Origin of the sequence: Streptomyces sp. NBC_01224 (assembly GCF_036002945.1) — a bacterium.
In the GTDB taxonomy this organism is placed as follows: domain Bacteria; phylum Actinomycetota; class Actinomycetes; order Streptomycetales; family Streptomycetaceae; genus Streptomyces.
Genome location: NZ_CP108529.1, coordinates 7,754,303 through 7,778,984, shown reverse-complemented (window position 1 = coordinate 7,778,984; position 24,682 = coordinate 7,754,303). Strand labels below are relative to the sequence as shown.

Here is a 24,682-nt window from a genome sequence, read left to right as displayed (position 1 = left end):
CCAGTACCGCTGCTCACCACAATCGATCAAGACATTAATCCGCCAAAACGGATGATAGGGGACCAGATCCACACTTAACCCATCAGTCACAGAGCGTTCGTGATCAGGCAACACCGCTCAGTCACAGTGAAGGCATGACTGATGTGACATCCGCCAAGACTGCCCGCCGCTACCACCACTGGCGGCGGGACGTGACCGAACTGGCCGCACTGTTCACCGCGGTCGCGGTGGCCGACGCGATCGCCAACCTGATCGGACACCAGCCGGACGGACCGTATCTCCTGATCGCGTCGGCCGTGGCCCTGGCCGTCACAGCCGCGTTCCACACCTGGTGGGCACGAGGCCACAGCCACGCCCCGCCGCCGACCCGCACCGAACTCATCTCCGACAGCGACAGCGTGTCGCACCGCATCGACGCCGCCGCGACCGCGCTCGTGACCACGCCCACCGGCGCAGGCCCGGCCCTGCCCCCCGAGGACACGGTGCTGTGGCGGATGCGTACCACCGTTCAGGACATCCCGGGCAGTCTGGCCGCGCTGTGCATCGTGCTCGCCCGGCACCGGGTCGACATCCTCACCCTGCAGACGCACCCGCTGGCAGAGGGCACGGTCGACGAGTTCCTGCTGCGCGCCCCCGCCCCGCTCCAGGCCCAGCAGCTGAGCCGGGAGATCTCCGCCGCGGGGGGCGGCTGCACCTGGATCGAGCGGGCCGACGCGCACGACCTGGTGGACGCCCCGACGCGCATCCTGGGCCTTGCCACACGCACGGCCCTGGACGCCGCCGAACTCCCCCTCGCCCTGCGTCAACTGCTCGGCCGCTGCACGATCCATTCGCTGCCCGCCATCTCGCTCACCGGTCGAGCAACCGGTGAGACCGCGCCCGTCGAGGGCGTGCTGGAGGAGACGCTGATGCGGCTGCGCGACCCGTCCAGAGGTGCCATCACCATCGAACGGCCCTGCCTTCCGTTCACCCCGACCGAGTTCGCCCGGGCCCGCGCCCTGGTAGAGCTCGACGCCCGGCTCGGCCCCCGTGTGCCGCGCAGCAAGCAGGTACTCACCCTTCCCGAGGGCAACGAGATCACCGTGCGCCGCGCGGACCGCAGCGACCTCGAAGAGGCCCGCGCCATGCACAACCGCTGCTCCGAGCAGACGCTGCGGCTGCGGTATCACGGCCCGGTCCGTGACGCCGACCGCTACCTGGACCATCTGCTGGGCCCTCGCTTCGGCCGCACCCTGGCCGTGCAAACGGCCTCGGGCCGGCTGGTCGCCCTCGGCCACCTCCTCTGGGACGGCGACGAGACCGAGGTCGCCCTCCTCGTCGAGGACGAATGGCAGCGCCGCGGGATCGGATCCGAGCTCCTCGGCCGACTCGTAACGCTCGCCATCGAAGCAGGCTGCGAGAGCGTCTACGCCGTCACCCAGGCGTCCAACACCGGCATGGTCGCGGCCATGCGTGCGCTGTCCCTGCCGCTGGACTATCAGATCGAGGAGGGCACGCTGGTCATCACCGCACGGCTGGACGCGACTCCGATTCGTTCGCTGCCGCCGTACGAGCAGGCCGGCCGCTGACCTCCTGCCGGAGGGCTTCCGGACGGAGGGCCTCATGCCGGAGGGCTTCCGGGCGGAGGGGCTCGGGCCGGGGGACTTCCTGACGACCGACCTCCTGTGAGCTCAGCGCCTGGCACAGATCGGCCCACAGGTCCTCGACATCCTCCAGACCGACCGACATCCGCAGCAGCCGGTCCCCGACACCGGACGCCTGCCGGTCCCCCTCATCCACAATGCGGTGGCTGATGGAGGCCGGATGCTGGATCAGGGTGTCCACACTGCCGAGACTGACCGCGGGCGTGATGAGCCGTACGGCCGAAATCACCCGGTGCGGATCCCCGTACACCTCGAACGAGACCATCGCCCCGCCGAGCTTCGGGTAGTGGACCCGGGCGATACGCGGATCGGCCGTCAGCCTGCGGGACAGTTCGGCGGCGCTCGCGGAGGCCGCCCGCACCCGGACCGGGAGCGTAGCGAGGCCGCGGAGCAGCAGATACCCGGCCATCGGGTGCAGCACCCCGCCGGTGGCGAAGCGCACCTGCCGCAGGCGGGCCGCGAACTCCTCGTCGCAGGCGACGACCCCGCCCATCACATCGCCGTGCCCGCCGAGGTACTTGGTGGCGCTGTGCAGCACGAACCGCGCGCCGTGCTCGACGGGTCGCTGGAGTACGGGCGTGGCGAAGGTGTTGTCGACGAGCAGCGGCACGGAACCGCAGGAGTGCGCGATCGCACGGATGTCGACCTCGGCGAGCGTCGGGTTGGCGGGCGTCTCCACCATCACCAGGCCGGTGTCCGGACGGATGGCCTCCGCAATGCCCGCAGGGTCGGTCCAGGTCACTTCGGTGCCCAGCAGACCGGCGCCGAGAAGGTGATCGCTGCAGCCGTAGAGCGGTCGGACGGCGACCACATGGCGCAGTCCCATGCTCGCCCGGACCAGCAGGACGGCGGTGAGCGCCGCCATTCCGCTGGCGAACGACACGGCACTCTCCGTTCCTTCGAGCCGGGCGAGGGCGGTCTCGAAGCGGGCCGTCGTCGGGTTGTCCAGCCGTGCGTAGACGGGCGGTCCTTCGAGCCTGGCTCCGGTGGCGGCGAAGGTGTCGATCCGCTCGGCCTCGCCCCTGGAGTCGTACGAGGGATAGGTGGTGGACAGATCGATCGGCGGGGCGTGCAGGCCCAGGGCCGCGAGATCGTCGCGGCCTGCGTGCACGGCTTCGGTGGCCAGCGCCCTGGAGCGGGTTGTCGTCGAGGGCGCCATCGAGGATTCGGTGTCCATGACATTATCCTGAACAAACACCGGGTCTGCATGCGAAAGCTCCGTGCTACGTTCGGCAGATGGCCGATTCAGTCGTTCTGGACCCGGTGGACCTGCACATTCTGCGACTGCTGCAGAACGATGCCCGGACCACCTACCGCGAGCTGGCCGCCGAAGTCGGGGTCGCACCGTCGACCTGTCTGGACCGGGTGACCAGGCTGCGCCGCTCCGGCGTCATTCTCGGCCATCAGCTGCGTCTTGACCCGGCGAAGCTGGGCCGCGGCCTGGAGGCGCTGCTCTCCGTGCAGGTCCGTCCGCACCGCAGAGAGCTCATCGGCCCGTTCGTCGAACGCATCAGGACACTGCCCGAGTCCCGCGCGCTCTTCCATCTGACCGGGCCCGACGACTACCTGGTACATGTCGCGGTCACCGACACCGCGGATCTGCAACGCCTCGTGCTGGACGAATTCACCTCACGCCGCGAAGTGGCCAGGGTCGAGACCCGGCTGATATTCCAGCAGTGGGAGTGCGGACCTCTGCTGCCACCGTCCGCAGGATCGTCCGGGACAGGCCACTGAGGCCGAATGATGATGACGCGAAGGCCCCCGCCGTACGAGGATGTCCGCATGTCAGATATTCCCAGCAACGCGCTGCCCCGCCAGGTCGCCGACGCCTACGTCGACGCATTCATCGAGCTCGACCCGATCGCCGGCACCTACCTGGGTGTCGCGGAGAGCTCGCGCCACCTTCCCGACTTCTCACCCGCGGGGCAGGAAGCCCTAGCCGAACTCGCCCGTACCACCCTGGCGAAGCTCGACGCCGCCGAGCAACTGCCCGGCGCGGACAGCGATGCCGAGCGCCGCTGCGGCCGCCTTCTGCGCGAGCGTCTCACGGCGGAACTCGCCGTCCATGAGGCCGACGAGGGACTGCGCGCCGTCTCCAACCTCTCCTCCCCGCCGCACAGCATCCGTGAGGTGTTCACGGTGACACCGACCGAGACCGACGAGGACTGGGCGGCGGTCGTGGACCGGCTGCGCGCGGTTCCCGCCGCGCTGGAGGGCTACCGCGAGTCGCTCGCGCTCGGCCTGGAGCGCAAGCTGTACGGCGGCCCGCGCGCCACCGCCACCTTCATCGGCCAGCTCGACGAGTGGGCCGGTGACGGCGGGACGGGTTTCTTCCAAGACTTCGCGGCCGCCGGCCCGGCGTCCTTGCGTACTGATCTGGACGACGGCGCCCGCCGGGCCACGGAGTCGGTCGTGGCGCTGCGCGACTGGATGCGCGATGTGTACGCCCCCGCGGTCGAGGGCGCGCCGGACACGGTGGGCCGTGAGCGGTACGCGCGCTGGTCGCGCTACTTCAACGGCACCGATCTCGACCTCGACGAGGCGTACGCGTACGGCTGGTCCGAGTACCACCGGCTGCTCGCCGAGATGCGGACCGAGGCCGAGAAGATCCTGCCCGGCGCCGGCCCCTGGGAAGCGCTGGCCCATCTCGATGTGCACGGCAAGCACATCGAAGGGGTCGATGAGGTCCAGGCCTGGCTGCAGAGTCTGATGGACGAAGCGATCGAGGCCCTCGACGGTACGCACTTCGAACTCGCCGAACGGGTACGGAAGGTGGAGTCCCGCATCGCGCCGCCCGGCGGCGCTGCGGCCCCCTACTACACGGGCCCGTCCGAGGACTTCTCGCGCCCCGGCCGCACCTGGCTGCCCACCATGGGCGAGACCCGCTTCCCGGTGTACGACCTGGTCTCCACCTGGTACCACGAGGGTGTGCCGGGCCACCATCTGCAGATCGCCCAGTGGACGCATGTCGCCGACAGCCTCTCCCGCTACCAGGCGTCGATCGGCGGCGTCAGCGCCAATGCCGAGGGCTGGGCGCTGTACGCGGAGCGGCTCATGGACGAGCTGGGCTTCCTACCGGACGCCGAGCGCCGCCTCGGCTATCTGGACGCGCAGATGATGCGGGCGTGCCGGGTGATCGTGGACATCGGCATGCACGCGGAGATGGAGATTCCGGCGGACTCCCCGTTCCACCCCGGCGAGCGGTGGACCCCTGAGCTGGCCCAGGAGTTCTTCGGCAACCACAGCGGCCGTCCGGCCGACTTCGTGGAGAGCGAGCTCACGCGCTACCTCTCGATGCCGGGGCAGGCGATCGGCTACAAGCTGGGCGAACGCGCCTGGCTGCTCGGCCGGGAGAACGCCCGCAAGGCACACGGTGACGCGTTCGACGCCAAGGCCTGGCACATGGCCGCCCTGTCGCAGGGGCCGCTCGGACTCGACGATCTCGTGGATGAGCTGTCCAAGCTCTGACCCGCCTCTCGCCCCCTCCCCTTCCTGCTTTCGGCACTCCTGGTGGAACGTCCCGGCGGGAGTGACCGGGAGGGGGCACTCATCCGGCCAGGCCGGTCAGCAGCCGCAGTCGTCGGAGTCGACCGGCGCGGTGAGCGGGTCGGCGTCGCGCCGCTCGCGCCCCTCCCAGGTCTCGAACTCGAAACCCTCGCGCACCCAGTACTCGAAACCGCCAAGCATCTCCTTGACCTGGTAGCCGAGTTCCGCGAGTGCCAGCGCGGCGCGTGTTCCGCCGTTGCAGCCGGGGCCCCAGCAGTACGTGACCACGGGGACGGCCGGGTCGAGAAGGTTCCGGGCCTGCTCGGGAATGAGGGCGGTCGGCAGGTGGACAGCGCCGGGGACATGGCCCTGGTCCCAGGATTCGGTGGAGCGCGAATCGAGGAGTACGAAGCCGGGGTCGCCGTCTGCCGCGAGCGCGGCGGCGACATCGGAGACGTCGGCGTGGAAGGCGAGCAAGGCGCCGAAGTAGGCGGCTGCCGCGGCCGGGGAGGCCGTCGGGACGCGCAGGACGGGGTTGGGCACGGTCGCGGTGAGCTGCGATGTCATGTCCAAAAATCTACGACCGGTGATCCTTCCCGGAAGACGAGATCCCCGGCACAACTCTTGATCTGCCGAGGATTTCCCTGTTGTCTCCTGAACATGACCGACTATTCCCCGGATGCCACCGACTGGCGCATCCTTGATGTCCTGCAACGTGAAGGGCGCGCGACGTTCGCCGAGTTGGCGCGGGCCGTGGCGATGTCCCCGAGCGCCGTGACCGAGCGGGTGCGCAGGCTGGAGGAGGCCGGGGTGATCAGCGGTTACGCCGCGGTGGTCGACCCGGAGCGGCTCGGACTGCCGATTCTCGCTCTCGTACGGCTGCGCTATCCGAACGGCAATTACAAGCCGTTCCACGATCTGCTCGACACGACACCCGAGATCGTGGAGGCCCACCATGTCACCGGCGACGATTGTTTCGTGCTGAAGGTCACCGCACGCTCGATGAGTCACCTGGAGGAGGTCTCGGGGAAAATCGGTGCCCTCGGCTCCGTGACCACGAGCGTCGTCTACTCCTCGCCGCTCCCCCGGCGCGCCATCAGCCGCTGACCTCGCCCGTGGTGCGGTGCCGTACCGCCGATCCGTGTCTCTCCTTCACCACTTCGAGCTGTGCGGGGATACGGCGGCGCAGATCGGCGACATGACTGACGATGCCGACGCTGCGGTCCCGCTCGCGCAGCGAGTCCAGTACGTCGAGCACCTCGTCGAGGGTCTGGTCGTCCAGGCTGCCGAAGCCCTCGTCGATGAAGAGGGTGTCCAGCCGTACGCCGCCCGCCTCGTCGGTGACGACATCGGCGAGGCCGAGCGCGAGGGCGAGCGAGGCGAAGAACGTCTCGCCGCCCGAGAGTGTCGCCGTATCGCGCTCGCGGCCGGTCCACGCATCGACGACATGCAGGCCGAGGCCCGACCTGCGGCCTCCGGTGCGGGCATCGGAGTGGACCAGTGTGTAGCGGCCGGACGACATACGCTGCAGCCGTGCGGTGGCGGCTGCAGCGACCTGTTCGAGCCGGGCCGCGAGCACGTACGACTCCAGCCGCATCTTGCGTTCGTTGTCCGCGGAAGTACCAGCGGTGAGCCCGGCCAGCCGTGCCACCCGGTCGTACTCCTCGCGCAGCGGACCGAGCCTGCGCACCTCGTCCGCTGCGCCGCGCGACAACCGGTCGAGCTCGGCACAGCGCTCGCGTGCGGCGGCCAGCGCCGCGGAAGTGTCCCGCAGCTGCCGCTCGGCCATGTCGTATGCGGCCCGCGCAACATCAACCTCGGCTCGCGGGCCGTCGGCTGCTGCTCGGGTCGCGGTCTCGGCGAGGCGGTCGGCGACGGCGGCCGCCTCGCACTGCCAGGCGTCGATGAGACGCTGGAGTTCCCGCTGTTCGGTATCGGTGAGGAGGGTCGCGGCCGCGGCCTGCGGGGTGTCGAACCCGGCCCGGAACGCGGCGTCCGCGAGCCGACCGTCGGCCTCCTTGCGGCGCTGTGCGGCCGTCTCCTCCTCCCGCACCGCCTCGGCGGCCGCGGCGAGCAGACCGACCCGGCGCTCCAGCAGGTCCGTGTGCTCGGCAACACTCAGGGACTCTCCGCGGGCGGTCGTCAACTCGGCCTCCAGCACGACCTGTTCACGGTCCAGACCTTCCCGCAGCGAAGTGCGGGCCGCGGCCCGGCGCTCGGCCAGCTGCCGGCTCTCAAGCCGCTCGGCCTGCTCCCGCTCGGCGGCTGCCAGGGCCTCGCGCGCCGCGTGCATACCGGCGGCGGTCCGGTGCGCCTCTGCATGCATGCGCGTCAACCGGTCAAGGAGTGCGCCGAGTTCGGCGACGGTGGGGTCGGCGAGGGGCTCGGTGGCGGCACCGGGAAGGGGTTGCCCGGAGTCGGCCACATCGGTGGCAACCACCTCAGCCCCGGCCACCGGCTGCCGCGCAGCCGACTCAGCGGCAACAACCCCGGCCATCCGCCCGGACACAGCCGGCTCAGCGGCATCGGTGCCGTCCCTCGGCTGCGGCACGGCCGACTGTGCGGCGGCCCGTGCCGCCATGTGCTTCTCGCGTACTACCCCGAGCTCCCGGTCCGCCTCCGTGCGCGCCTCCTCGGCCCGCCGGTACGCCTCGAGAGCCCTCTCCTCGGTGGCCCGGTCGACATGCCCGTCAGCCGCGCGGGCGGGCTCGGGGTGCTCGGCCGAGCCGCACACCTTGCAGTCCTCGCCGTCCACCAGCTCCGCAGCCAGCTCCGCGGCGATGTCGCGCAGTCGGCGTTCGCGAAGCTCCAGCCACGACTCGTGGGCGCCCGAGGCCTGCTCACGGGCTGCGGCCAGCCGCTCGGCGACGGCCGACGCCTCAATGGCCAGAGCGTCGCGGCGGCGGGCCGCTTCCAGCCGTGCGCGGGCCGGCTCCAGCCGGCCGGCGAGCTGTTCGGCGCGAGTGGCGGCCTCCTGGGCCTCCTCGATGCGTGCCCGCAGGTCGTGGCGTGTCGATTCCCAGCCGGCCAGCCAGCCTCTCGCCTCGTGGATCAGCTCGTCGTCGGCCCGGGCCTGGCGCTCCAGTCCGGCCCGCTCGGCGTCGATCTCCGCGCTGCGCCGCTCGGCGCGCTTCGCGGCATCGAGCCCGCCGAGCTCCTGCCGCAGCCTTCGTTCCAGTTCCGCCAGTTGTTCGGCACCGGCGTCGGCCAGGGTGCCGGGCAGCAGTGCACGGGCGCGATCACGGGCCTCACGGGCCGTGCGGTACGCGCGCTCGGCATCGTCGCGCAGCTCCAGTGCGGGGGCGACGAGGTCCGCCTTGCGGGCCCGAGCGAGCCGTTCGTGGTGTCGGTCGTGGTCGGGGCGGCCGGCTTCGATCGCGGTGGCGCGGCGCTGCGTCTCCTCGTAACGCTGCTGGAACGCAGCGAGTTCGCGCTCGCTGTCGAGGGCCAGGCGTGCGGCCGACTGCCGGCGTTCGGCCATGGCCAGTACGGATACGGCGATGTCGAGTCGCTCCCGGGCGCTGCTGCGGGCCGTCGCTGCCCACTCCAGCACACCGTCGGCGAGCCCCGGTTCGCCGGGCTGGATGTCGGGCAACGGCGATTCACGCGCCGCCGGACCGGCGGCCTGGACAATCCGCTGGGCGACGGCGATGATGCGTTCGTCCCCGGCCCTGACCTGTGTTTCGGCGGTACGGCGCAGCTCGGCCAGACGCTCCTCGACTGCGGCGAACCGGCGGGTGTCGAAGAGCCTGCCGAGCAGTTTGCCGCGCGCCTCGGCATCGGCCCGCAGGAAGCGTGCGAAGTCGCCCTGGGGCAGGAGCACCACCTGGCAGAACTGGTCCCGGCTCATCCCGATGAGCTGGGTGATCTCCTCGCCGATCTCCTGGTGCGAGCGGCTCAGCGGCTGCCAGCCGTCGTCGGGGTCGTACTCCCGCAGCCAGCTCTGGGCCTTCTCCGTCGTGAAGCCGTGGCCCTTCTTCTTGGGGCGGGGCTGTGCGGGGCGCCGGGTGACTTCGAGGCGCCGGCCGCCGACGGTCAGTTCCAGCTTGACCTCGGTGGGGAGGTCTGCCGGTGCGTGGTCGCTGCGCAGCGAGGTGCCAGGGCTCTGGCGTGCGCCGGGCACCGCGCCGTAGAGGCCGTAGCAGACGGCGTCGAGGACCGAGGTCTTCCCGGCGCCGGTCGGCCCGTGCAGCAGAAAGAGCCCGGCCGAGGAGAGTGCGTCGAAGTCGATTTCCTGTGTGGCGCCGAACGGCCCGAAGGCGGTGAGGCCGAGCCTGTGGAGTCTCAACGGTTCACCTCGCGCACGCTGTCGTCCACCCGCACGTGGTCGAAGGCGCCGCGCAGCACCGTTCGCTCCCGCTCGTCCGCTGCGGACCCGCCCCGCACATGTGCCACGAAGTCCTCCGCGATCTGCTGGTCGTCGCGCCCCTTGAGGCGCTGTGCGTACGAGGCGAGCGGGTCGTCGGGGGCCCGGTCGGGTTCGAATACGAGACTGAGTGTGTGCGGGAACCGCTCGACGAGGCGGGCCATGGGCTCGACCGGGCGCACCGGGTCGGTGAGCGTGGCCTCCACCCAGGATTGCTGGTGCTGCTCCAGCGCGGGGTCATCGATGAGGGTGTCGAGGCGGCCGCGGAGTCTGGCGAGCGGACGGGGCACCGGGCAGTCGATGCGCTCGGCGGCGATCGTTCCCGAGGCGTCGAGATCGATCAGCCACATCGTCTTGCGGTGGGCGGCCTCGGAGAAGGAGTACGCGAGCGGCGAGCCCGAGTAACGGACCCGATCGGTGACGGTCTGGCAGCCGTGCAGATGCCCGAGCGCCACGTAGTCGACGCCGTCGAAGACTCCGGCGGGTACGGCGGCCACCCCGCCGACGGTGATGTCGCGCTCGCTGTCGCTGGGCTCGCCGCCCGCGACGAAGGCGTGGGCGAGCACCACGGACCGGGTGGTGCCCGGGCGGCTCGCGAGGTCGGCGCGTACCCGGTCCATGGCTGCGGTCAGCACCGCCTCGTGCCCGGCGCGCTCCGCCTTGAAGACATCCTTCACCAGGGCCGGTTCCAGGTAGGGCAGTCCGTAGAACGCCACGTCGCCGTACGCGTCGCGCAGGACGACGGGGGTGGCGCAGCGGGCGGGGTCGGTACGCAGATGGATTCCGGCCCGCCCGATCAGGCCTGCGCCGACGCCCAGCCTGCGTGCGGAGTCATGGTTCCCGGAGATCATCACGGTGGGCACACCGGCGGCGGCGAGCCGGTGCAATGCATCGTCGAAGAGCTCGACCGCGGACAGCGGCGGGACGGCCCTGTCGTACACATCACCCGCGACGAGGACCACGTCGACCTCGTGCTCGCGCACCGTCGCGACCAAGTGGTCCAGGTACGCGGCCTGGGCTTCGAGCAGGGAGACCCGGTGGAACGACCGCCCCAGGTGCCAGTCCGACGTGTGCAGAATCCTCAAGAGCCGGCTCCGACCTGCATTGTTCTCTTCCTCCGCCCCTGGGGCCCGGGTCTGCCGCGCACCGTGATCACACCGGGCCGGCACGGCCCTTCGTTCTCTGCACCGACCACGTCGACACCGGTGAGCCCCTGTTTCCTCACCGACCACAGTCTCCCACCACCGCCGACCGCCGCCGGGGCCTTCAGCCGAGAAGATCGATCCGGGTTCCGACCGAGAGCCGTTCCGCCTGCCGGTACGCGTCCCAGGCGACGGCCAGGTCCTGCCAGGGGAGCCCGACGGGTGCGTAGACGGAACGGGACGTGCCGCAGGTGCGGCCGGGATGCGCGCCGCCGAGCAGTTCACCGAGGGTGGCGTCCGCGGCGGTGGCCGGCAGCCCCGCTGCGGCAAGGGCGCCCATCGCCGCGGCCTGCTCACGGTCGTCGACGACGAGGAGGGCAGCGGCGAGCAGGTCGGCGGAGAGTTCCTGCTTGCCGGGTTCATCGGCGCCGAGCGTGGTGAAGTGCTGTCCGGGGTGGCTGTCGGCAAGGCTCAGCACGGGTGTGGATGACCAGGTGGAGAGCAGGACGACATCCGTGGCCGCAGCGATTTCGGTCGCGGAGCCGAGGACCCGGCCGTGGTGCCGGGCAGCGAATTCCGCTGCGCGTTCCGGGTCGGTGTCGTGCACCACGAGATCGCGGAAGGTCCGCAGGCTCCGCAGTCCCCGGACCATGATCTCGGCCTGCGCGCCCGCGCCGACGACGCCCAGCACCGCTTCGCCCGCAGGGTCGGGAGCGGCGATGACATGAGTGCCGAGGGCGGCGGCCAGTCCGGTCCGCCATGCCGTGACGGTGGCGGAGTCGAGGAGGGCGAGGAGTTCGCCGTCCCGGCCGCTGTGCAGACAGATCACACCGCGCAGCGCCGGCCGGGCGCCGGGGAATTTGGCATTGACCTTGACGGTGTACGCATCAACGCCTGGCAGCAGCCCGGGTATCAGGGCCGTCGCCGTGCCCGGGAAGGGCAGATCCGTGCGCACGCGCTGCCCGGTGACCGTCGAGGAATCGGCTTGGCAGAAGCCCTCTCGCAGGGCCTTCAGCGAGGCCTCCGGATCGAGGACGGCCAAGAGATCACTGCTGGTCAGGAGTAGGGTCATGCGCCCATTGTCCCGTGCGGCGGATCAGTCGCCGGCGGCACCCGGGGCCCCGGGGACATCTGTGGGGACGTGGGGACCCGGTCAGGCGTCCCCGTACGCCTCGCCGCCCAGTTCCAGCTCGGCCTCGCCGGCTGTCGCGTCCGCCAGCCAGCCGCGGAATCCCTCGACATCGGCGTCCGGCAACCCGATCTCGATGACGACGGCCTCCGCGTAGCGGACCTCCCGGACACTCCGCCCGGTGGCTCGCAAGTCGTTCTCCAGCTTGCCCGCGCGCTCATGGCCGACGGTGATCGTGGCAAGGCGGAACCGCTGCCGGGTGATGGTGCCGAGTTCATCGAGGGCCTCCCCGACCACTCCCCCGTACGCCCGGATCAGTCCGCCCGCACCGAGCTTCACGCCGCCGTAGTAGCGGGTGACGACGGCGACGACGTACCGCATCTCACGGCGTGTCAGCATCTGCAGCATGGGTACGCCCGCGGTGCCACCGGGCTCTCCGTCGTCGCTCGCCTTCTGCACGGAGGCGTCGGCGCCGATCACGTAGGCGAAGCAGTTGTGGGTGGCGGTCGGATGCTCCCTGCGGATGCGTGCGACGAAGTCCTGCGCCTCCTGCTCGGTGGCGGCGGGGGCGAGCGCGCAGATGAAGCGCGACCTGTTGATCTCGGTCTCGTGCACGCCCGCTCGGGCGACTGTCCGGTACTGCTCCTGCATCCGGCCACCCTATGCCCCGGCCGGGAATGGTCCGGGGCCGCTGTCCGTTGTCCCGGTCATGTACGCAGACGCAGAGACGATCCGCAGGATTCTCCGGGACACGGGCGAGACCTGGGCGGTGGTGGGCCTGTCCAACAACCCGTCGCGCGCGGCCTACGGCGTCGCCGAGGTGCTTCAGCGCTTCGGCAAGCGAGTGGTCCCGGTGCACCCGAAGGCGGAGCGGGTCCATGGCGAGGACGGCTACGCCTCGCTGGCCGACATACCGTTCCCGGTCGATGTGGTGGACGTCTTCGTCAACAGTGAGCTTGCGGGCGGCGTGGCCGACGATGCGGTGGCGGCGGGCGCGAAGGCGGTCTGGTTCCAGCTCGGCGTGGTCGACACCGAGGCGTACGACCGCACGCGGGCGGCCGGGGTCGACATGGTCATGGACCGCTGCCCGGCCATCGAGATTCCCGCGCTGAGCCGGTAGCCGCAGCACCCTCCGCCTCTCGTCCGAATGTGCGTGGTGTCACACTCGGCGCCCGGCTGGGAGAATGACCCGCTGTGAGTACTACGACTGCGCCGACCGTCCGCCACAGCCCAACCGCGCTTGCGGGGCAACTGTCCGAGCTGGGAGTGGAGCGGAACGGCATCCTACTGGTGCATGCGTCGATGCGTGCGGTGGGATCGGTGAGCGGCGGGGTCCGGGCGGTGGTCACCGCGTTACGGGACGCCCTCGGCGGGCACGGCACCCTTGTCGTCCCGGCCTTCACCCCGGAGAACTCCGACACCTCCCCGCACTACCTCGACCGGGTGCGCGGTCTCACCGACCGGGCCCGGGATGCCGTACGGGCGAGCATGCCGCCCTTCGACCCGGCGACGTCGGCCGCACCGTCGATGGGCCGCCTCGCGGAGGCCGTGCGGCTCACCGAGGGGGCGGCGCGCAGCGTCCACCCCCAGACATCCTTCGCCGCGCTCGGCCCCTCGGCCCGGAAACTGGTGGCGCACCACCGCCCCGACTGCCATCTCGGCGAGGACTCCCCGTTGGCCCGGCTCTACGACCTGCGGGCCCAAGTGCTCCTGCTGGGCACCGGGTTCGACACCTGCACCGCGTTCCATCTCGGCGAGTACCGGGTGCCCGCCCCGCCCCGACGCACCTATCGCTGCGTGGTGACGGCCGGGGGCCGGCGCCAGTGGTGGGAGTACGAGGACGTCGCGCTGGACGACAGCGACTTCGCGGCCCTGGGAGCGGACTTCGCCCGCTCGGGCAACGGTGCGGCTGTCCGCATCGGCCCGGTGGGGTCGTCGACGAGTCGGCTCTTCCGCTTCACCGACGCCGTCGACTTCGCGTCCCGCTGGCTGTCGTCACATCGGGGCGGAGTGCCTGTTCAGGCCCTCTGCCGAGCGCACGGCTGAGAACCTCAGCCCCTCACGCCCAGACCCTCGACGACCACCGCGCCCGGCAGCGCCGCCAGCGCCTTGCCCTGGACGATCAGCTTGCCCCGCCGGCTGCCGCTGCCGATCAGTACCCATTCCTCGTCGACGACGGCGGGATCGATCAGCAGCGGCCAAGCGGCCGGGAGTCCGATCGGCGTGATTCCGCCGTACTCCATGCCGGTCTCACCCACTGCCGTGTCCATCGGGGCGAAGGACGCCTTGCGTGCGCCCAGGTGCTTGCGGACCGCGCCGTTCACGTCGACACGGGAGTGGGAGAGGACCAGGCAGGCCGCCAGCGTCACTTCGCCGCCGCGCTTGCCCGCTACCACGACGCAGTTGGCCGACCGGTCGAGCAGTTCCGCGCCGTGGTGCTCGACGAAGACCGCCGTGTCGGCGATGGCCGGATCCGTGTCGACGTGGATGATCTGCGCGGCGGGGACCCCGCCCCAGCCTTCGCTCACGGCTGCGGCGACGGGCTCGGTGAGCAGGTCGAGGCGGTCGACCGCCGGGCAGGCATTCTCGAAGGATCCGATGGGTGCGCGCATGCACGCAACGCTAACAGCGTCTCGAAGGCGGCCGGTTGACCGTCTCACCGTACGGGCGGGATGGAGACCGCCATGGTGACCTCGGTCGGCTCGGAGCCGTCGTTGCGGTAGGCGTGCGGATGATGTGCCTCGAACGTGGCGGACCCGCCGGCGGGTACGGAGTACGAGGTTCCGTCGACGATCAGGGTGAGCTCGCCCGCGGTGACGTGGAGCAGCTCGACCGTGCCCTCGGGGTGCGGGTCGGAGGCACTGCTGTCACCCGGCATCAGGCGCCATGACCAGAGTTCGAGCGGCCCTCTGGCCTCCGTACCGACGAGCAGCATGGTGGAACTGCCCGCCTCCGTGGACCACATGCGCACCGCCTGACTCTCGGGCACCAGCCGGACCGGTGAGCCCTGCTCGTAGTCGAGCAGTGTCGTGATGCTGACGCCCAGCGCGTCGGCGAGCTTGACCGTGGTGCCGACGCTCGGGTTGGTGCGGGCCTGCTCGATCTGGATGATCATTCCGCGGCTGACCCCGGCACGGGCGGCGAGTGCGTCCAGAGTGAAGCCGCGTTCCCCCCGCCAGCGCTTGAGATTGCGCGCGAGCGACTGGGTGAGCTGATCGAGGTCAGACACATTCCGTCCAATATTCTGGATGACAGGGTCGAAAATACTGCACTACGGTGTGGTGCACCCAACCGTTCATCGCACTGTACTGCGAGGCATGCAATGACAGCACTGTTCGCCCTGGCCACCAGCCTGCTCTGGGGACTGGCCGACTTCGGCGGCGGGCTGCTCACGCGACGTACGCCCGCGCTCACCGTGGTCGTCGTCTCGCAGACCGCCGCGGCCGTGGTGCTCGGCGTCATCGTGATCGCGACCGGCGGCTGGAGCGAGGCGGGCCCGCAGCTATGGTTCGCCGTCGCGGCGGGCGCCGTCGGACCGGTTGCGATGCTGAGCTTCTACAAGGCCCTGGCTCTCGGCCCGATGGGCGTCGTCTCTCCGCTCGGATCGCTGGGTGTCGCCGTACCGGTGAGCGTCGGGATTGTCGTCGGGGAGCGACCTGGACTGCTGCAGTTCGCGGGGGTCGGCGTCGCCGTGGTGGGCATCGTGCTCGCCGGTGGTCCGCAGTTGCGCGGGGCGCCGGTACAGCGCCGGGCGGTGCTGCTGACCCTGGTCGCCGCGTTCGGCTTCGGGTCGGTGATGTCCCTGATCGCGGAGGCGTCCACGACGGTGACCGGGCTGTTCCTGGCCCTCTTCGTCCAGCGCCTCACCAATATCGCGGTGGGCGGCAGCGCCCTGTACATATCGGTGCGCCGCGGGGCACGCCCGCTGCCGGAGGAGGGCGGGGCCGCCGTGGTGCTGGCCGCGCTGCCCGCCCTGGCGTTCGTCGGGCTCGCGGATGTCGCGGCCAACGGCACGTACTCGATAGCCGCACAGCACGGCCCGGTCACCGTGGCCGCCGTACTCGCCTCGCTCTATCCGGTGGTCACGGCCCTGGCCGCACGCGGAGTACTCAAGGAACGGCTGCGCGCCGTGCAGGCGGCCGGGGCCGGTCTCGCCCTGGTCGGCACGGTGCTGCTGGCAACCGGCTGAGCATCCGGCGCCCTACCGCCCATCAGTCGCCGGACGGGCCCGATGCCTCGCCCGGTTCCGCCAGGGCCAGCAGCTGCTCGGGCGTGACGCCCGACGGGATCGGCACCGGAGCAGGGGTGCGCAGCGGCGGCTGCCAGCCCTTCTCCGGATCCCAACTGCGTACGACACGGGCGGGAGCACCGGCCACCACCGCATGGTCGGGCACCTCACCCCGTACCACCGCGCCCGCGGCGACCACCACGTTGCGCCCGAGCGTGGCCCCGGGCAGGATCACCGCTCCGGTGCCGATCCAGCAGCCCGGCCCGATGGCGACCGGCTCCATTCGGGGCCACTGTCTGCCGACCGGCTCGTGCGGATCGTCGTAACTGTGGTTCGTGGACGTGATGTAGACATACGGCCCGCAGTACGTGTCCGAGCCGATGGTCACCTTGGTGTCGGCGACGACATGGCTGCCGCGGCCGAGCACCACTCCGTCCCCCAGGGTCAGGATCGGCTCGGATCCGAGGTCCAGGTCGGGCATGAGTCCGGCCGTCAGAGTGACCTGTTCACCGATCACGCAGTGGGCGCCGAGCTCGATCCACGACTCCCCGAAGACCGTGCCCTGCGGGAAGGCCAGACGGGTGCCTGCGCCGATCCGGCCGAACCGCAGCCGGCCGGGGTGTTCAGCAGTGACCGCGCCCGACTCCTGCACCCAGCGCCAGCCGCGATGGACGGCCCGGGACAGGGCGCGCCGCCGCCAGGCGGCGAGGGAAGAGAACGTGTTCCTGTTCTTGGGCACTCGCACACGGTAGTCGGCGGCGCCCGGCGTGATCACCGCGGCGGCCTGTGATGTTCACCCCACTCGGCGGCGCTCCACCGCCCGTCGCATACCGTTCCTCTGACGCGATCGAACAGCGGCGAGCGAGCTGCTGCGATCGGACGACCGCGACCGCACAGCACCGGGGCACGGAGGAACGGGCGATGGCAGAGCAGGCGTTGATCACGGGAATGGGCGGCAAGGAGCCGGACATCGATGCGGAGGCCTTCACCGCACCGACATCGGTCGTGATCGGTGAGATCACAATGGCCGCGGGTTCCAGCGTCTGGTATCACGCAGTACTGCGTGCCGACTGCGGTCCCATCGTCATCGGCGCCGACAGCAATATCCAGGACAACTGCAGCGTCCATGTCGACCCCGGGTTCCCCGTCACGGTCGGCGAACGCGTCTCGGTCGGGCACAACGCCGTACTCCACGGCTGCACCGTCGAGGACGACGTTCTGGTCGGCATGGGGTCCACCGTTCTCAACGGTGCCCGCATCGGTGCCGGTTCACTGATCGCGGCGCAGGCGCTGGTCCCACAGGGGATGCAGGTGCCCCCGGGCTCGCTCGTCGCCGGCGTACCCGCCAAGGTCAAGCGGCAGCTGACCGAGGAGGAGCTGGAAGGGATCAAGTTCAACGCGGTGGGCTATGTGGAGCTGGCCAAGGCACACCGCCAGGCACACGAGAGCTGAGCGGAACGCGACGGAACCAAAGTGGGGGCGGTCGGACGAACGGAAGCGTCGGCCGTTTCCGCGCGCCCGCACCGTCCCCGGTCAGTCGGTCGCGGCGGTACGCCCGGTCAGTCCGCCACCGGTACGGTCCCCGTGTCGGGCGCGGAGACGACCGGCCCCTGTGCCGCCGCCTTCTTGGCCCGGTTCTTCAGCACCAGCATCGAGGTCACACCGATCAGTACCGCGACGACCAGGCCGAGGTAGGAGAACCGCTTGAGCCAGGCCTCGGCGACCACTCCCACCGAGTAGACGACGGCCGTGGTACCACCGGCCCAGACGATGCCGCCGAGCAGGTTGGCGATCAGGAATTTCCAGTACGGCATATGCAGGACGCCGGCCAGCGGACCCGCGAAGATCCGCAGCAGTGCGACGAAGCGGCCGAAGAACACCGCCCACATGCCCCACTTCTGGAACGACCGCTCCGCCATACCGATCTGACTCTCGCCGAAGTGCTTGGGAAACTTCCCGCCGAGCCGGGCGAGCAGCGGCCGTCCGCCCTTGCGGCCGATGGCGTATCCGACCGAGTCGCCGATGACCGCGCCCGCCGAGGCGCAGGCCCCGAGGATCCAGGGGTTGATTCCATCGTGCCCGGCGGCCAACAGCGCCGCGCTGACCAGGACGATCTCGCCAGGCAGCGGAATTCCAAGGCTCTCCAGCCCGATGACGACGCCCACCAGGACGTAAACGCTGACCGCGGGGACGGTCTCCAGCCATTCCTGGATGTGCAACGCCGGTTCCTCCCGTACTGATGTCCCGTTGCCCGCCGGCCAACTCCTCGGCGCACGGCGGGAATGCTACCTGTCCCGCCAACTGCCCGAACAGCGCGAAAAGCCGCCACGCCCCCCCCATGGGGTGCGTGGCGGCCCTTCACGGAACCGTCCTGTATCAGGCGTTCGGACGCAGCGTCCAGATGACCGTCATCTCACCGGTCACCGCACCGTCCGCACGCTGGATCTCGATGATCACGGGGAACTCGGGCCGCTCGCCCTCGTCGAGCTCGGCGACGACATCGGCCACCGGGCGACCGAGGGTCGCCGTCGCGGTGACAACACCCATGGCCAGCTTCTTGTAACCGATCTCCGCCTTCACCGCCAGCGGCACGGCACGCGACAGCTGGTCGCCGAAGGCGGCGATGACGATCGCGCCGCTCGCCGATTCCGCGAGCGTGAACATCGCGCCGGCGTGGGGTCCGCCGATGTGGTTGTGGTAGTCGGCCTGGTCCGGCAGACGGACCACCGCACGCTCGGCTGTCGTCTCCAGGAACTCGAGTTTGAGGGTCCGGGCCATCGGAACCGTCGCGGCGAGCATCTCGCCGACGGTCATCTGTTCAGCGCTCATGACGAAATGTTACTCACGAGTAGATCGGTTTGGCCATCCCCGGATCCCCATGCTTCGTCCACTGGCCGCTTCCTTCACCGTCCGCTCACGGGGGCGGGCGTAGCAGACCGGCCACCGCCCCTCTATCGTTACTCGCCATGTGGCCAGGACAGCAGCCGCCCGGGGGCGAGCAAAACCCGCAGGACCAGAATCAGAACCCGTATCAGCAGCCGGGGTACCAACAGCCGAATCCCTATCAGCAGCCGGGATATCAGCAGCAGGGACAGCCCGGACAGCAGCCGGGGTATCAGCAGCAGGGCCAGCAGCCCGGCTACCCGCAGCCGAACCCGTACCAACAGCCGACCGTGTCGCAGTACGCGGTCCCCGGCCCGTCCGGAGGTCCGCAGCCCGACGGCAGCAAGACGAAGACCACCGCCATCGCGATCGTCGCGGCCACCGCCGTCGTCGTGGCTGCCGTGGTCACCGGTGTCGTCGTGATGAACAAGGACGGCAACAAGGGCAAGGACGTCGCCGACGACAAGAACTCGTCGGCGCCCGCCAAGCCGTCCGGTTCCGCGTCCTCACCCGAGGAGAACACGCGCGGCACCGACGGGGACGCCAAACCCCTGATCGCGGGCTGGAAGGTCGTCACCAATCCCAAGTGGGGCACACAGTTCGACGTGCCCGGCGACTGGGAGGTCGGCAGCCCGGGCCATGCCTCGTTCTTCAAGGACGAAAAGAAGGGTGACGGCTCGCCCCTCATCGGCTTCTCCGCGCCGTCGTTCTACCAGAAGAAGTGGTGCGTGAAAGAGCCCGACAAAAACGGCATCGCGGAAGACATAAGCCTCGCCAGTGCCGGTACCAGGGGCGCCCAGGGCGCCACCGACGCCGCCAAGAACGCCCACAGCGAGGCAGGCACCTGGGCGTGGGCCGCGTACGCGCAGCACATGCCGCAGAGCACCATCAAGTTCACGCCGGCCAAGCAGTACACCACCAAGTCGGGCCTGACCGGCCAAGTCGTCACGGCCACCGCTCCCAATGTCACGAAGCGGAAGAAGTGTGACAGCGACGGCAAGACGATCGCCTTCACCTTCAAGAACAAGAAGGGCGACTTCGCGTCCTGGGTCCTGTACGGAGCCGATTCCGTCAAGGACGAGCTGCCGGACACGACGATCCAGCAGATCCTGAGCACCGTGCGGCTGGTGGACGTCGCCCCGTCACCCTGACCGTCCTCACCGCCTCCGGGAAAGCATTTGGCAGGGCGGGGTCGCAGCGGCGATAGTCCCTTGGTGACTGCCGCTTCCGCCCCCGCACCCCTGATGAGCCGCCCCGGCCGCAATTACCGTCTGCTGACCGCCGCCGCGATCATCACGGGCCTGGGCACCCATGGCGCGCTGATCGCGGCGGCGTTCGCGGTTCTGGAGTCGGGCGGTGACGGCGGCGACGTCGGTCTGGTGGCCGCCGCCAGGACCGCACCACTGGTGCTCTTCCTGCTGATCGGCGGGGCGATCGCGGACCGGCTGCCGCGCCACCGGGTGATGGTCGCGGCGAACGCCCTCAACTGCGTCTCGCAGGCCGCCTTCGCCTGGCTGGTCCTGGCCGGCGATCCGAAGCTGTGGCAGATGATGCTGCTCACCGCGTTGTGCGGCACCGGGCAGGCGTTCTTCAACCCGGCGGCCGAGGGCATGCTGATGTCGAGCGTCAGCCGTGAGCAGGCGAGCCGCGCCTTCGCCCTCTTCCGAATGTCCATGCAGGGCGCGGCGATCGGCGGTGCGGCGCTCGGCGGCGCCATGATCGCGGCGATGGACCCGGGCTGGGTGCTGGCCATCGATGCCGCGTCCTTCGCGGTGGCGGGTGCGCTGCGCGCCTTCCTGGACGTCAGCCACATTCCGTCGCGCGCACCGGGCGGCGGCCTGTTCGCCGATCTGCGGGACGGCTGGCAGGAGTTCATCGGCCGCCCCTGGCTGTGGAGCATCGTGGCGCAGTTCTCGGTGGTGGTCGCCGCGGTGGGGGCCGCCGAGTCGGTGTACGGGCCGCTGGTCGCGCGGGACGAGCTCGGTGGCGCCCGCCCCTGGGGCTTCGCGCTCGCCGCGTTCGGGGTCGGCACGCTGGGCGGGGCGCTCTTGATGATGCGCTGGAGGCCCCGCCGGCTGCTGCTGGCCGGAACCCTCTGTGTCTTCCCGCTGGCCCTGCCGTCGGCGGGACTCGCGGTGCCGCTGCCGGTGGCCGGGCTCTGCGTGGTGATGTTCGTCAGCGGGGCCGCCATCGAGGTGTTCGGGGTCTCGTGGATGACGGCCATGCATCAGGAGATCCCGGAGGAGAAGCTGTCGCGCGTCTCGGCGTACGACTGGTTCGGCTCGGTGGCGATGATGCCGCTCGCCACCGCGCTCGCCGGTCCGGTGGAGGCCCTGGTCGGGCGCAGTGAGGCCCTGTGGGGCTGCGCGGGGCTGATCGTACTGGTCACCGGCGCCGTGCTGTTCGTACCCGAGGTACGCAATCTGACCCGTGCCACCGTCACCACCGAGGTGGTGACGGCCAAGGCGCAGGAACCGGCCTCAGCCGATGCTGAAGGCTCCGTCGGGCGGCTCGGGTGAGGCGACCGCCTCGCCGTCCCTGACCGGCCGGGCGGCTTTGACGAGCCGGTCCAGCGCGGGCCCGTGCTCGACCCTGGCGGGGAAGGCGTCGGCGGCACAGCGGCGGGTCAGCGTCGCCGTGTCGATAGGGCTTCGGGACGCGACAAGGACGACGTTGCCGAAGCGCCGGCCGCGCAGCACCGCCGGTTCGGCGATCAGTGCGAGCTCCTCGAAGACGGCCGCGAAGGTGGCCAGTTGGGAGCGGAGGAAGCCGAAGGGTGCGCCGTCCGCGAGGTTGGCGGCGTAGACTCCGCCGTCGCGCAGCGCCCGGCGGGCAGCCTGTGCGTACTCGACTGTGGTGAGGTGGGCGGGCACTCGCGAGCCGCCGAAGACATCCGCGATCAGGACATCGACGGAGCCGGGCGGGGTCTGTTCCAGCCGGCTGCGCGCGTCCGCGCCGTGCACGGTGATCCCGCTGCCGTCGGGGACCGGCAGATGCTCGGCGACCAGGGCGAGGAGCCCGAGGTCGGCCTCGGCGACGTCCTGGCGGGAGCCCGGCCTGGCCGCGGCGACATAGCGGGGCAGGGTGAGCGCACCACCGCCGAGATGGAGTACGTCCAGCGGTACGCCCGGTGCCGCGGCGCAGTCCACGACATGGGCGAGTCGTCGCGCGTACTCGAATTCGAGGTGGTCCGGCGCGTCGAGGTCGACGTACGACTGGGGTGCACCGTCGACGGTGAGCAGCCAGGCCCTGTCCCGGTCCACGTCGGGCAGGAGTCTGGCGGTGCCCTGGTCCACGTCCCGGATGACAGGTATTGACTCGTTCACTCCCCCATTGTGGGGTGCCCGATCAGCTGCTCACGACCGCGGCGACGGCTTCGGTGTGCGCCGCCGACTGGGCGAGCCCGGCACGGGCCGCCGCGGCTCGTCGGCCGGGGTCGAGGGGGTTGCGTCCGAATGCCTTCTTCGCCGCCGCGTCCGGGGTGATGACCTCCACGCGGGCGCCCTTCGCGGCCAGCTCGGCCGCCTGCGAGCGCGGCGAGACGATGACCTTGTTGCCACTGGCCGTCGGAGCGATGACGACGACGCGCCCGTAGCCTGCGGCGAGATGGGCGTTGGCCGGGGAGTGCACCCCGCCGTCGATCCAGGACCGTTCCTGGAAGGTGGCGACGGCCCATACGGCCGGGACGGCGGAGCTCGCGGTGATGGCGTCCACGAGGGGTACTCCGCTGTCCTTGTCGAACGTGTGGAGTTCACCGGTGGCCGCGTCGACCGCGGTGATGCGCAGGGAACACCCGGGCCAGTCGGGCGACAGGAGACGGCCGGCGATCTCCGCACGCCGTTCCTCCGCCGTGATGCCGAGGTGTGCATCCTTCGCGATCCGGGCCAGCTTCCGCCCGTATGCCTCGGGGGTACGTGCGGACAGCACGGCCCCCGCATAGCGCAGGAACGTCAGCGCGCCGAGCTTGCCGCCGGTCATGCCCTGCGGATCGGCGAGCTGGAGTTCGTACAGTTCCGGAAGGCCGAGCAGTCCGGAGGCCAGCTGCGCGCCGACCACCGCACCCGCCGAACTGCCGATGATCAGATCGGCGGTGGACAGGTCCACGTCCGCCTTCGCGAGCCCGTACAGAATTCCGGTCGTCCAGGCGCCGCCCGTGACGCCGCCGGCACCGAGCACCAGTGCTGTGTCTGTCATACCGTCAGTCTTGCTTACGGTACCGGGCCCGCCTCCCGTGGGGTACGGGAAGCGGGCCCCTGGTGCGACACGGCTCAGAGCAGTCCGGTGACGGTGCCCGCGCCGACGGTGCGGCCGCCCTCGCGGATCGCGAAGCCGAGTCCGGTCTCCAGCGGGACGTCGCGGCCCAGCTCGACGGTCAGGTCGACCGTGTCCCCGGGGCGCGCCACCGCCACCGCACCGAGGTCGACGTCGCCCACGACGTCCGCGGTGCGGATGTAGAACTGTGGCCGGTAGCCGGTGGTCACCGGGGTGGTCCGGCCGCCCTCCCGCGCCGACAGGACATACACCTGCGCGGTGAAACGGCGGCTCGGCGTCACACTGCCGGGCGCCGCGACCACATGGCCGCGACGCACTCGGTCACGCTCCACCCCGCGCAGCAGCAGGGCCACGTTGTCGCCGGCCTCCGCGGACTCCATCGGCTTCCCGAAGGTCTCCAGACCGATGACAACCGTCTCGATGTCCGGGCCCAGCACCGACACCCGGTCACCGACCCGCACGGTGCCGCGCTCGACGGCTCCGGTGACGACGGTGCCCCGGCCGGTGATGGTCAGGACGTTCTCCACCGACAGCAGGAACGGCGCGTCGGTGTAGCGGACCGGCATCGGCACATACGTGTCGACGGCGTCCAGCAGCGCCTCGACGGCCGCGGTCCACCGCGGGTCGCCCTCCAGGGCCTTCAGGCCCGACACCCGTACGACAGGGACACCGTCGCCACCGTAGCCGTGCGCGGAGAGCAGCTCGCGGACCTCCAGCTCGACCAGGTCGGTCAGCTCGGGGTCACCCGCGTCCGCCTTGTTGAGGGCGACGACGATGTGGTCGACACCCACCTGACGGGCGAGCAGGACGTGCTCGGCGGTCTGCGGCATGATCCCGTCGAGCGCGGAGACGACGAGGATCGCCCCGTCGAGCTGGGCGGCGCCGGTGACCATGTTCTTGATGTAGTCGGCGTGTCCCGGCATGTCGACATGCGCGTAGTGACGGGTGTCGGTCTCGTACTCGACGTGCGCGATGTTGATGGTGATGCCTCGCCGGGTCTCCTCCGGCGCACGGTCGATCCGGTCGAACGGGACGAACGTGCCGGTTCCGCGGTCACTGAGGACCTTGGTGATGGCGGCGGTCAGGGTGGTCTTGCCGTGGTCGACGTGGCCCATGGTGCCGATGTTGAGGTGCGGCTTGGTGCGCACGTATGCCGTCTTGGGCATGGCTCATTCCTTGGAATTCGAAGCTGAGAGAGAAGACCCCAGGGCCTCGCCGACCCTCCCCTTGCGGGGTCCGCCGGACTGTCGGGGGAGGGTCAGCTTCGTGCGCCGCCGATGGGCGCTGCGGCAGCGGAGAACGCTGCCGCTGCGACAAGTGCCGCTGCGGCGACGGGGTTCACGGCAGCCTTCGGCGCGTCCGCGACTGCGGACTGCGCTGCGAGGAAGGCGTACCGGAACATGGGTCCGATCATGGCCGACCGGCACGGCCACGTCGAATGGTTTTCCGGCGGACACCTCAAGCCGGACACGGGAGTTCGGGTTCCTCCCAGCCGTCGCAGATGCCTGGTCCGCGGGACACCGGCAGCACGCG

25 protein-coding genes are annotated in these 24,682 nt (G+C 70.7%); 10 read left to right on the top strand and 15 right to left on the bottom strand.

Annotation, left to right across the window (positions count from 1 at the left end):
* The first annotated feature begins 134 nt into the window (after nt 1-134).
* Nucleotides 135-1,568 (top strand): GNAT family N-acetyltransferase, encoded by a 1,434-nt coding sequence (locus OG609_RS35255; protein ID WP_327276538.1) that lies wholly within the window; start codon nt 135-137, stop codon nt 1,566-1,568.
* On the opposite strand, the gene OG609_RS35250 is transcribed toward OG609_RS35255, so the two are convergent.
* The gene (locus OG609_RS35250; protein WP_327276537.1) at nt 1,504-2,820 is read right to left on the bottom strand and encodes a trans-sulfuration enzyme family protein; all 1,317 of its coding nucleotides are present in this window, start codon (nt 2,818-2,820) and stop codon (nt 1,504-1,506) included. The genes OG609_RS35255 and OG609_RS35250 overlap by 65 nt on opposite strands.
* A gap of 59 nt (nt 2,821-2,879) precedes the next feature.
* Here OG609_RS35250 and OG609_RS35245 point away from each other — a divergent pair, with 59 nt between their 5' ends.
* Entirely contained in the window at nt 2,880-3,377 is a 498-nt protein-coding gene (locus OG609_RS35245) for an Lrp/AsnC family transcriptional regulator (protein ID WP_327276536.1), read from the top strand.
* 48 nt (nt 3,378-3,425) lie between these two features.
* Complete coding sequence (locus OG609_RS35240) at nt 3,426-5,111, top strand: DUF885 domain-containing protein (RefSeq protein WP_327276535.1); 1,686 nt, start codon at nt 3,426-3,428, stop codon at nt 5,109-5,111.
* A 96-nt stretch (nt 5,112-5,207) separates the two neighbouring features.
* On the opposite strand, the gene OG609_RS35235 is transcribed toward OG609_RS35240, so the two are convergent.
* Nucleotides 5,208-5,696, bottom strand: coding sequence for a rhodanese-like domain-containing protein (locus tag OG609_RS35235; protein ID WP_327276534.1), 489 nt, complete (start codon nt 5,694-5,696; stop codon nt 5,208-5,210).
* Between the two features lie 93 nt (nt 5,697-5,789).
* Between OG609_RS35235 and OG609_RS35230 the strand changes: the two genes are divergently transcribed.
* Nucleotides 5,790-6,236, top strand: a complete 447-nt coding sequence (locus OG609_RS35230) for an Lrp/AsnC family transcriptional regulator (RefSeq protein WP_327276533.1) — start codon at nt 5,790-5,792, stop codon at nt 6,234-6,236.
* Here the strand turns inward: OG609_RS35230 and OG609_RS35225 are convergent.
* From OG609_RS35225 to OG609_RS35210, 4 genes are all read right to left on the bottom strand, one after another.
* On the bottom strand, nt 6,226-9,417 hold the full coding sequence (locus OG609_RS35225) for an SMC family ATPase (RefSeq protein ID WP_327276532.1): 3,192 nt from the start codon (nt 9,415-9,417) through the stop codon (nt 6,226-6,228). The genes OG609_RS35230 and OG609_RS35225 overlap by 11 nt on opposite strands.
* The gene (locus tag OG609_RS35220) at nt 9,414-10,580 is read right to left on the bottom strand and encodes an exonuclease SbcCD subunit D (RefSeq protein WP_327276531.1); all 1,167 of its coding nucleotides are present in this window, start codon (nt 10,578-10,580) and stop codon (nt 9,414-9,416) included. Before OG609_RS35220 ends, OG609_RS35225 begins: the two co-directional genes overlap by 4 nt.
* Nucleotides 10,581-10,761: 181 nt before the next feature.
* Nucleotides 10,762-11,709 (bottom strand): ornithine cyclodeaminase family protein, encoded by a 948-nt coding sequence (locus OG609_RS35215; protein WP_327276530.1) that lies wholly within the window; start codon nt 11,707-11,709, stop codon nt 10,762-10,764.
* Between the two features lie 81 nt (nt 11,710-11,790).
* Nucleotides 11,791-12,417, bottom strand: a complete 627-nt coding sequence (locus OG609_RS35210) for a YigZ family protein (RefSeq protein WP_327276529.1) — start codon at nt 12,415-12,417, stop codon at nt 11,791-11,793.
* A gap of 58 nt (nt 12,418-12,475) precedes the next feature.
* Between OG609_RS35210 and OG609_RS35205 the strand changes: the two genes are divergently transcribed.
* Together OG609_RS35205 and OG609_RS35200 are read left to right on the top strand one after the other, a co-directional pair.
* The gene (locus OG609_RS35205) at nt 12,476-12,886 is read left to right on the top strand and encodes a CoA-binding protein (protein ID WP_327276528.1); all 411 of its coding nucleotides are present in this window, start codon (nt 12,476-12,478) and stop codon (nt 12,884-12,886) included.
* 74 nt (nt 12,887-12,960) lie between these two features.
* Nucleotides 12,961-13,812, top strand: coding sequence for an aminoglycoside N(3)-acetyltransferase (locus tag OG609_RS35200; RefSeq protein WP_327276527.1), 852 nt, complete (start codon nt 12,961-12,963; stop codon nt 13,810-13,812).
* A gap of 5 nt (nt 13,813-13,817) precedes the next feature.
* Here the strand turns inward: OG609_RS35200 and OG609_RS35195 are convergent, their stop codons facing one another.
* Both OG609_RS35195 and OG609_RS35190 read right to left on the bottom strand, forming a co-directional pair.
* Nucleotides 13,818-14,378, bottom strand: a complete 561-nt coding sequence (locus OG609_RS35195) for a YbaK/EbsC family protein (RefSeq protein WP_327276526.1) — start codon at nt 14,376-14,378, stop codon at nt 13,818-13,820.
* A 44-nt stretch (nt 14,379-14,422) separates the two neighbouring features.
* Nucleotides 14,423-14,995, bottom strand: a complete 573-nt coding sequence (locus tag OG609_RS35190; protein ID WP_327276525.1) for a helix-turn-helix domain-containing protein — start codon at nt 14,993-14,995, stop codon at nt 14,423-14,425.
* 93 nt (nt 14,996-15,088) lie between these two features.
* Between OG609_RS35190 and OG609_RS35185 the strand changes: the two genes are divergently transcribed.
* The gene (locus tag OG609_RS35185; protein ID WP_327276524.1) at nt 15,089-15,955 is read left to right on the top strand and encodes a DMT family transporter; all 867 of its coding nucleotides are present in this window, start codon (nt 15,089-15,091) and stop codon (nt 15,953-15,955) included.
* 22 nt (nt 15,956-15,977) lie between these two features.
* Here the strand turns inward: OG609_RS35185 and OG609_RS35180 are convergent, their stop codons facing one another.
* On the bottom strand, nt 15,978-16,733 hold the full coding sequence (locus OG609_RS35180; protein ID WP_327276523.1) for an acyltransferase: 756 nt from the start codon (nt 16,731-16,733) through the stop codon (nt 15,978-15,980).
* A 182-nt stretch (nt 16,734-16,915) separates the two neighbouring features.
* Here OG609_RS35180 and OG609_RS35175 point away from each other — a divergent pair, with 182 nt between their 5' ends.
* Entirely contained in the window at nt 16,916-17,446 is a 531-nt protein-coding gene (locus tag OG609_RS35175; RefSeq protein WP_327276522.1) for a gamma carbonic anhydrase family protein, read from the top strand.
* Nucleotides 17,447-17,553: 107 nt separating this feature from the next.
* Here the strand turns inward: OG609_RS35175 and OG609_RS35170 are convergent, their stop codons facing one another.
* Both OG609_RS35170 and OG609_RS35165 read right to left on the bottom strand, forming a co-directional pair.
* A complete protein-coding gene (locus tag OG609_RS35170; RefSeq protein ID WP_327276521.1) occupies nt 17,554-18,213 on the bottom strand; it encodes a DedA family protein in 660 nt (219 codons plus the stop codon).
* Between the two features lie 157 nt (nt 18,214-18,370).
* On the bottom strand, nt 18,371-18,808 hold the full coding sequence (locus OG609_RS35165) for a DUF4442 domain-containing protein (RefSeq protein ID WP_327278290.1): 438 nt from the start codon (nt 18,806-18,808) through the stop codon (nt 18,371-18,373).
* A gap of 152 nt (nt 18,809-18,960) precedes the next feature.
* Here OG609_RS35165 and OG609_RS35160 point away from each other — a divergent pair, with 152 nt between their 5' ends.
* Together OG609_RS35160 and OG609_RS35155 are read left to right on the top strand one after the other, a co-directional pair.
* Complete coding sequence (locus tag OG609_RS35160) at nt 18,961-20,028, top strand: hypothetical protein (protein ID WP_327276520.1); 1,068 nt, start codon at nt 18,961-18,963, stop codon at nt 20,026-20,028.
* A 93-nt stretch (nt 20,029-20,121) separates the two neighbouring features.
* Nucleotides 20,122-21,396, top strand: coding sequence for an MFS transporter (locus OG609_RS35155; RefSeq protein WP_385651893.1), 1,275 nt, complete (start codon nt 20,122-20,124; stop codon nt 21,394-21,396).
* Here OG609_RS35155 and OG609_RS35150 read toward each other — a convergent pair.
* The 4 genes from OG609_RS35150 to OG609_RS35135 all read right to left on the bottom strand — a co-directional run bounded on the left by OG609_RS35150 (nt 21,358) and on the right by OG609_RS35135 (nt 24,551).
* Nucleotides 21,358-22,203, bottom strand: a complete 846-nt coding sequence (locus tag OG609_RS35150) for a spermidine synthase (protein ID WP_327276518.1) — start codon at nt 22,201-22,203, stop codon at nt 21,358-21,360. The two genes, OG609_RS35155 and OG609_RS35150, sit on opposite strands and share 39 nt — an antisense overlap.
* Before the next feature lie 22 nt (nt 22,204-22,225).
* Nucleotides 22,226-23,071 carry a patatin-like phospholipase family protein gene (locus OG609_RS35145; RefSeq protein WP_327276517.1) on the bottom strand — a complete coding sequence of 282 codons (846 nt, stop codon included), beginning with the start codon at nt 23,069-23,071 and terminating at the stop codon, nt 22,226-22,228.
* Between the two features lie 74 nt (nt 23,072-23,145).
* Nucleotides 23,146-24,315 (bottom strand): elongation factor Tu, encoded by a 1,170-nt coding sequence (tuf, locus tag OG609_RS35140; RefSeq protein ID WP_327276516.1) that lies wholly within the window; start codon nt 24,313-24,315, stop codon nt 23,146-23,148.
* 92 nt (nt 24,316-24,407) lie between these two features.
* On the bottom strand, nt 24,408-24,551 hold the full coding sequence (locus OG609_RS35135) for a hypothetical protein (RefSeq protein WP_327276515.1): 144 nt from the start codon (nt 24,549-24,551) through the stop codon (nt 24,408-24,410).
* Between the last annotated feature and the right edge of the window lie 131 nt (nt 24,552-24,682).

Excerpts from the sequence above, each read along its gene's own strand:
- OG609_RS35255 (WP_327276538.1), top strand. The coding sequence starts at position 135 with ATGACTGATGTGACATCCGCCAAGACTGCCCGCCGCTACCACCACTGG.
- OG609_RS35250 (WP_327276537.1), bottom strand. The coding sequence starts at position 2,820 with ATGGACACCGAATCCTCGATGGCGCCCTCGACGACAACCCGCTCCAGG.
- OG609_RS35245 (WP_327276536.1), top strand. The coding sequence starts at position 2,880 with ATGGCCGATTCAGTCGTTCTGGACCCGGTGGACCTGCACATTCTGCGA.
- OG609_RS35240 (WP_327276535.1), top strand. The coding sequence starts at position 3,426 with ATGTCAGATATTCCCAGCAACGCGCTGCCCCGCCAGGTCGCCGACGCC.
- OG609_RS35235 (WP_327276534.1), bottom strand. The coding sequence starts at position 5,696 with ATGACATCGCAGCTCACCGCGACCGTGCCCAACCCCGTCCTGCGCGTC.
- OG609_RS35230 (WP_327276533.1), top strand. The coding sequence starts at position 5,790 with ATGACCGACTATTCCCCGGATGCCACCGACTGGCGCATCCTTGATGTC.
- OG609_RS35215 (WP_327276530.1), bottom strand. The coding sequence starts at position 11,709 with ATGACCCTACTCCTGACCAGCAGTGATCTCTTGGCCGTCCTCGATCCG.
- OG609_RS35210 (WP_327276529.1), bottom strand. The coding sequence starts at position 12,417 with ATGCAGGAGCAGTACCGGACAGTCGCCCGAGCGGGCGTGCACGAGACC.
- OG609_RS35205 (WP_327276528.1), top strand. The coding sequence starts at position 12,476 with ATGTACGCAGACGCAGAGACGATCCGCAGGATTCTCCGGGACACGGGC.
- OG609_RS35195 (WP_327276526.1), bottom strand. The coding sequence starts at position 14,378 with ATGCGCGCACCCATCGGATCCTTCGAGAATGCCTGCCCGGCGGTCGAC.
- OG609_RS35185 (WP_327276524.1), top strand. The coding sequence starts at position 15,089 with ATGACAGCACTGTTCGCCCTGGCCACCAGCCTGCTCTGGGGACTGGCC.
- OG609_RS35175 (WP_327276522.1), top strand. The coding sequence starts at position 16,916 with ATGGCAGAGCAGGCGTTGATCACGGGAATGGGCGGCAAGGAGCCGGAC.
- OG609_RS35165 (WP_327278290.1), bottom strand. The coding sequence starts at position 18,808 with ATGACCGTCGGCGAGATGCTCGCCGCGACGGTTCCGATGGCCCGGACC.
- OG609_RS35160 (WP_327276520.1), top strand. The coding sequence starts at position 18,961 with ATGTGGCCAGGACAGCAGCCGCCCGGGGGCGAGCAAAACCCGCAGGAC.
- OG609_RS35155 (WP_385651893.1), top strand. The coding sequence starts at position 20,122 with ATGAGCCGCCCCGGCCGCAATTACCGTCTGCTGACCGCCGCCGCGATC.
- OG609_RS35145 (WP_327276517.1), bottom strand. The coding sequence starts at position 23,071 with ATGACAGACACAGCACTGGTGCTCGGTGCCGGCGGCGTCACGGGCGGC.
- tuf (WP_327276516.1), bottom strand. The coding sequence starts at position 24,315 with ATGCCCAAGACGGCATACGTGCGCACCAAGCCGCACCTCAACATCGGC.
- OG609_RS35135 (WP_327276515.1), bottom strand. The coding sequence starts at position 24,551 with ATGTTCCGGTACGCCTTCCTCGCAGCGCAGTCCGCAGTCGCGGACGCG.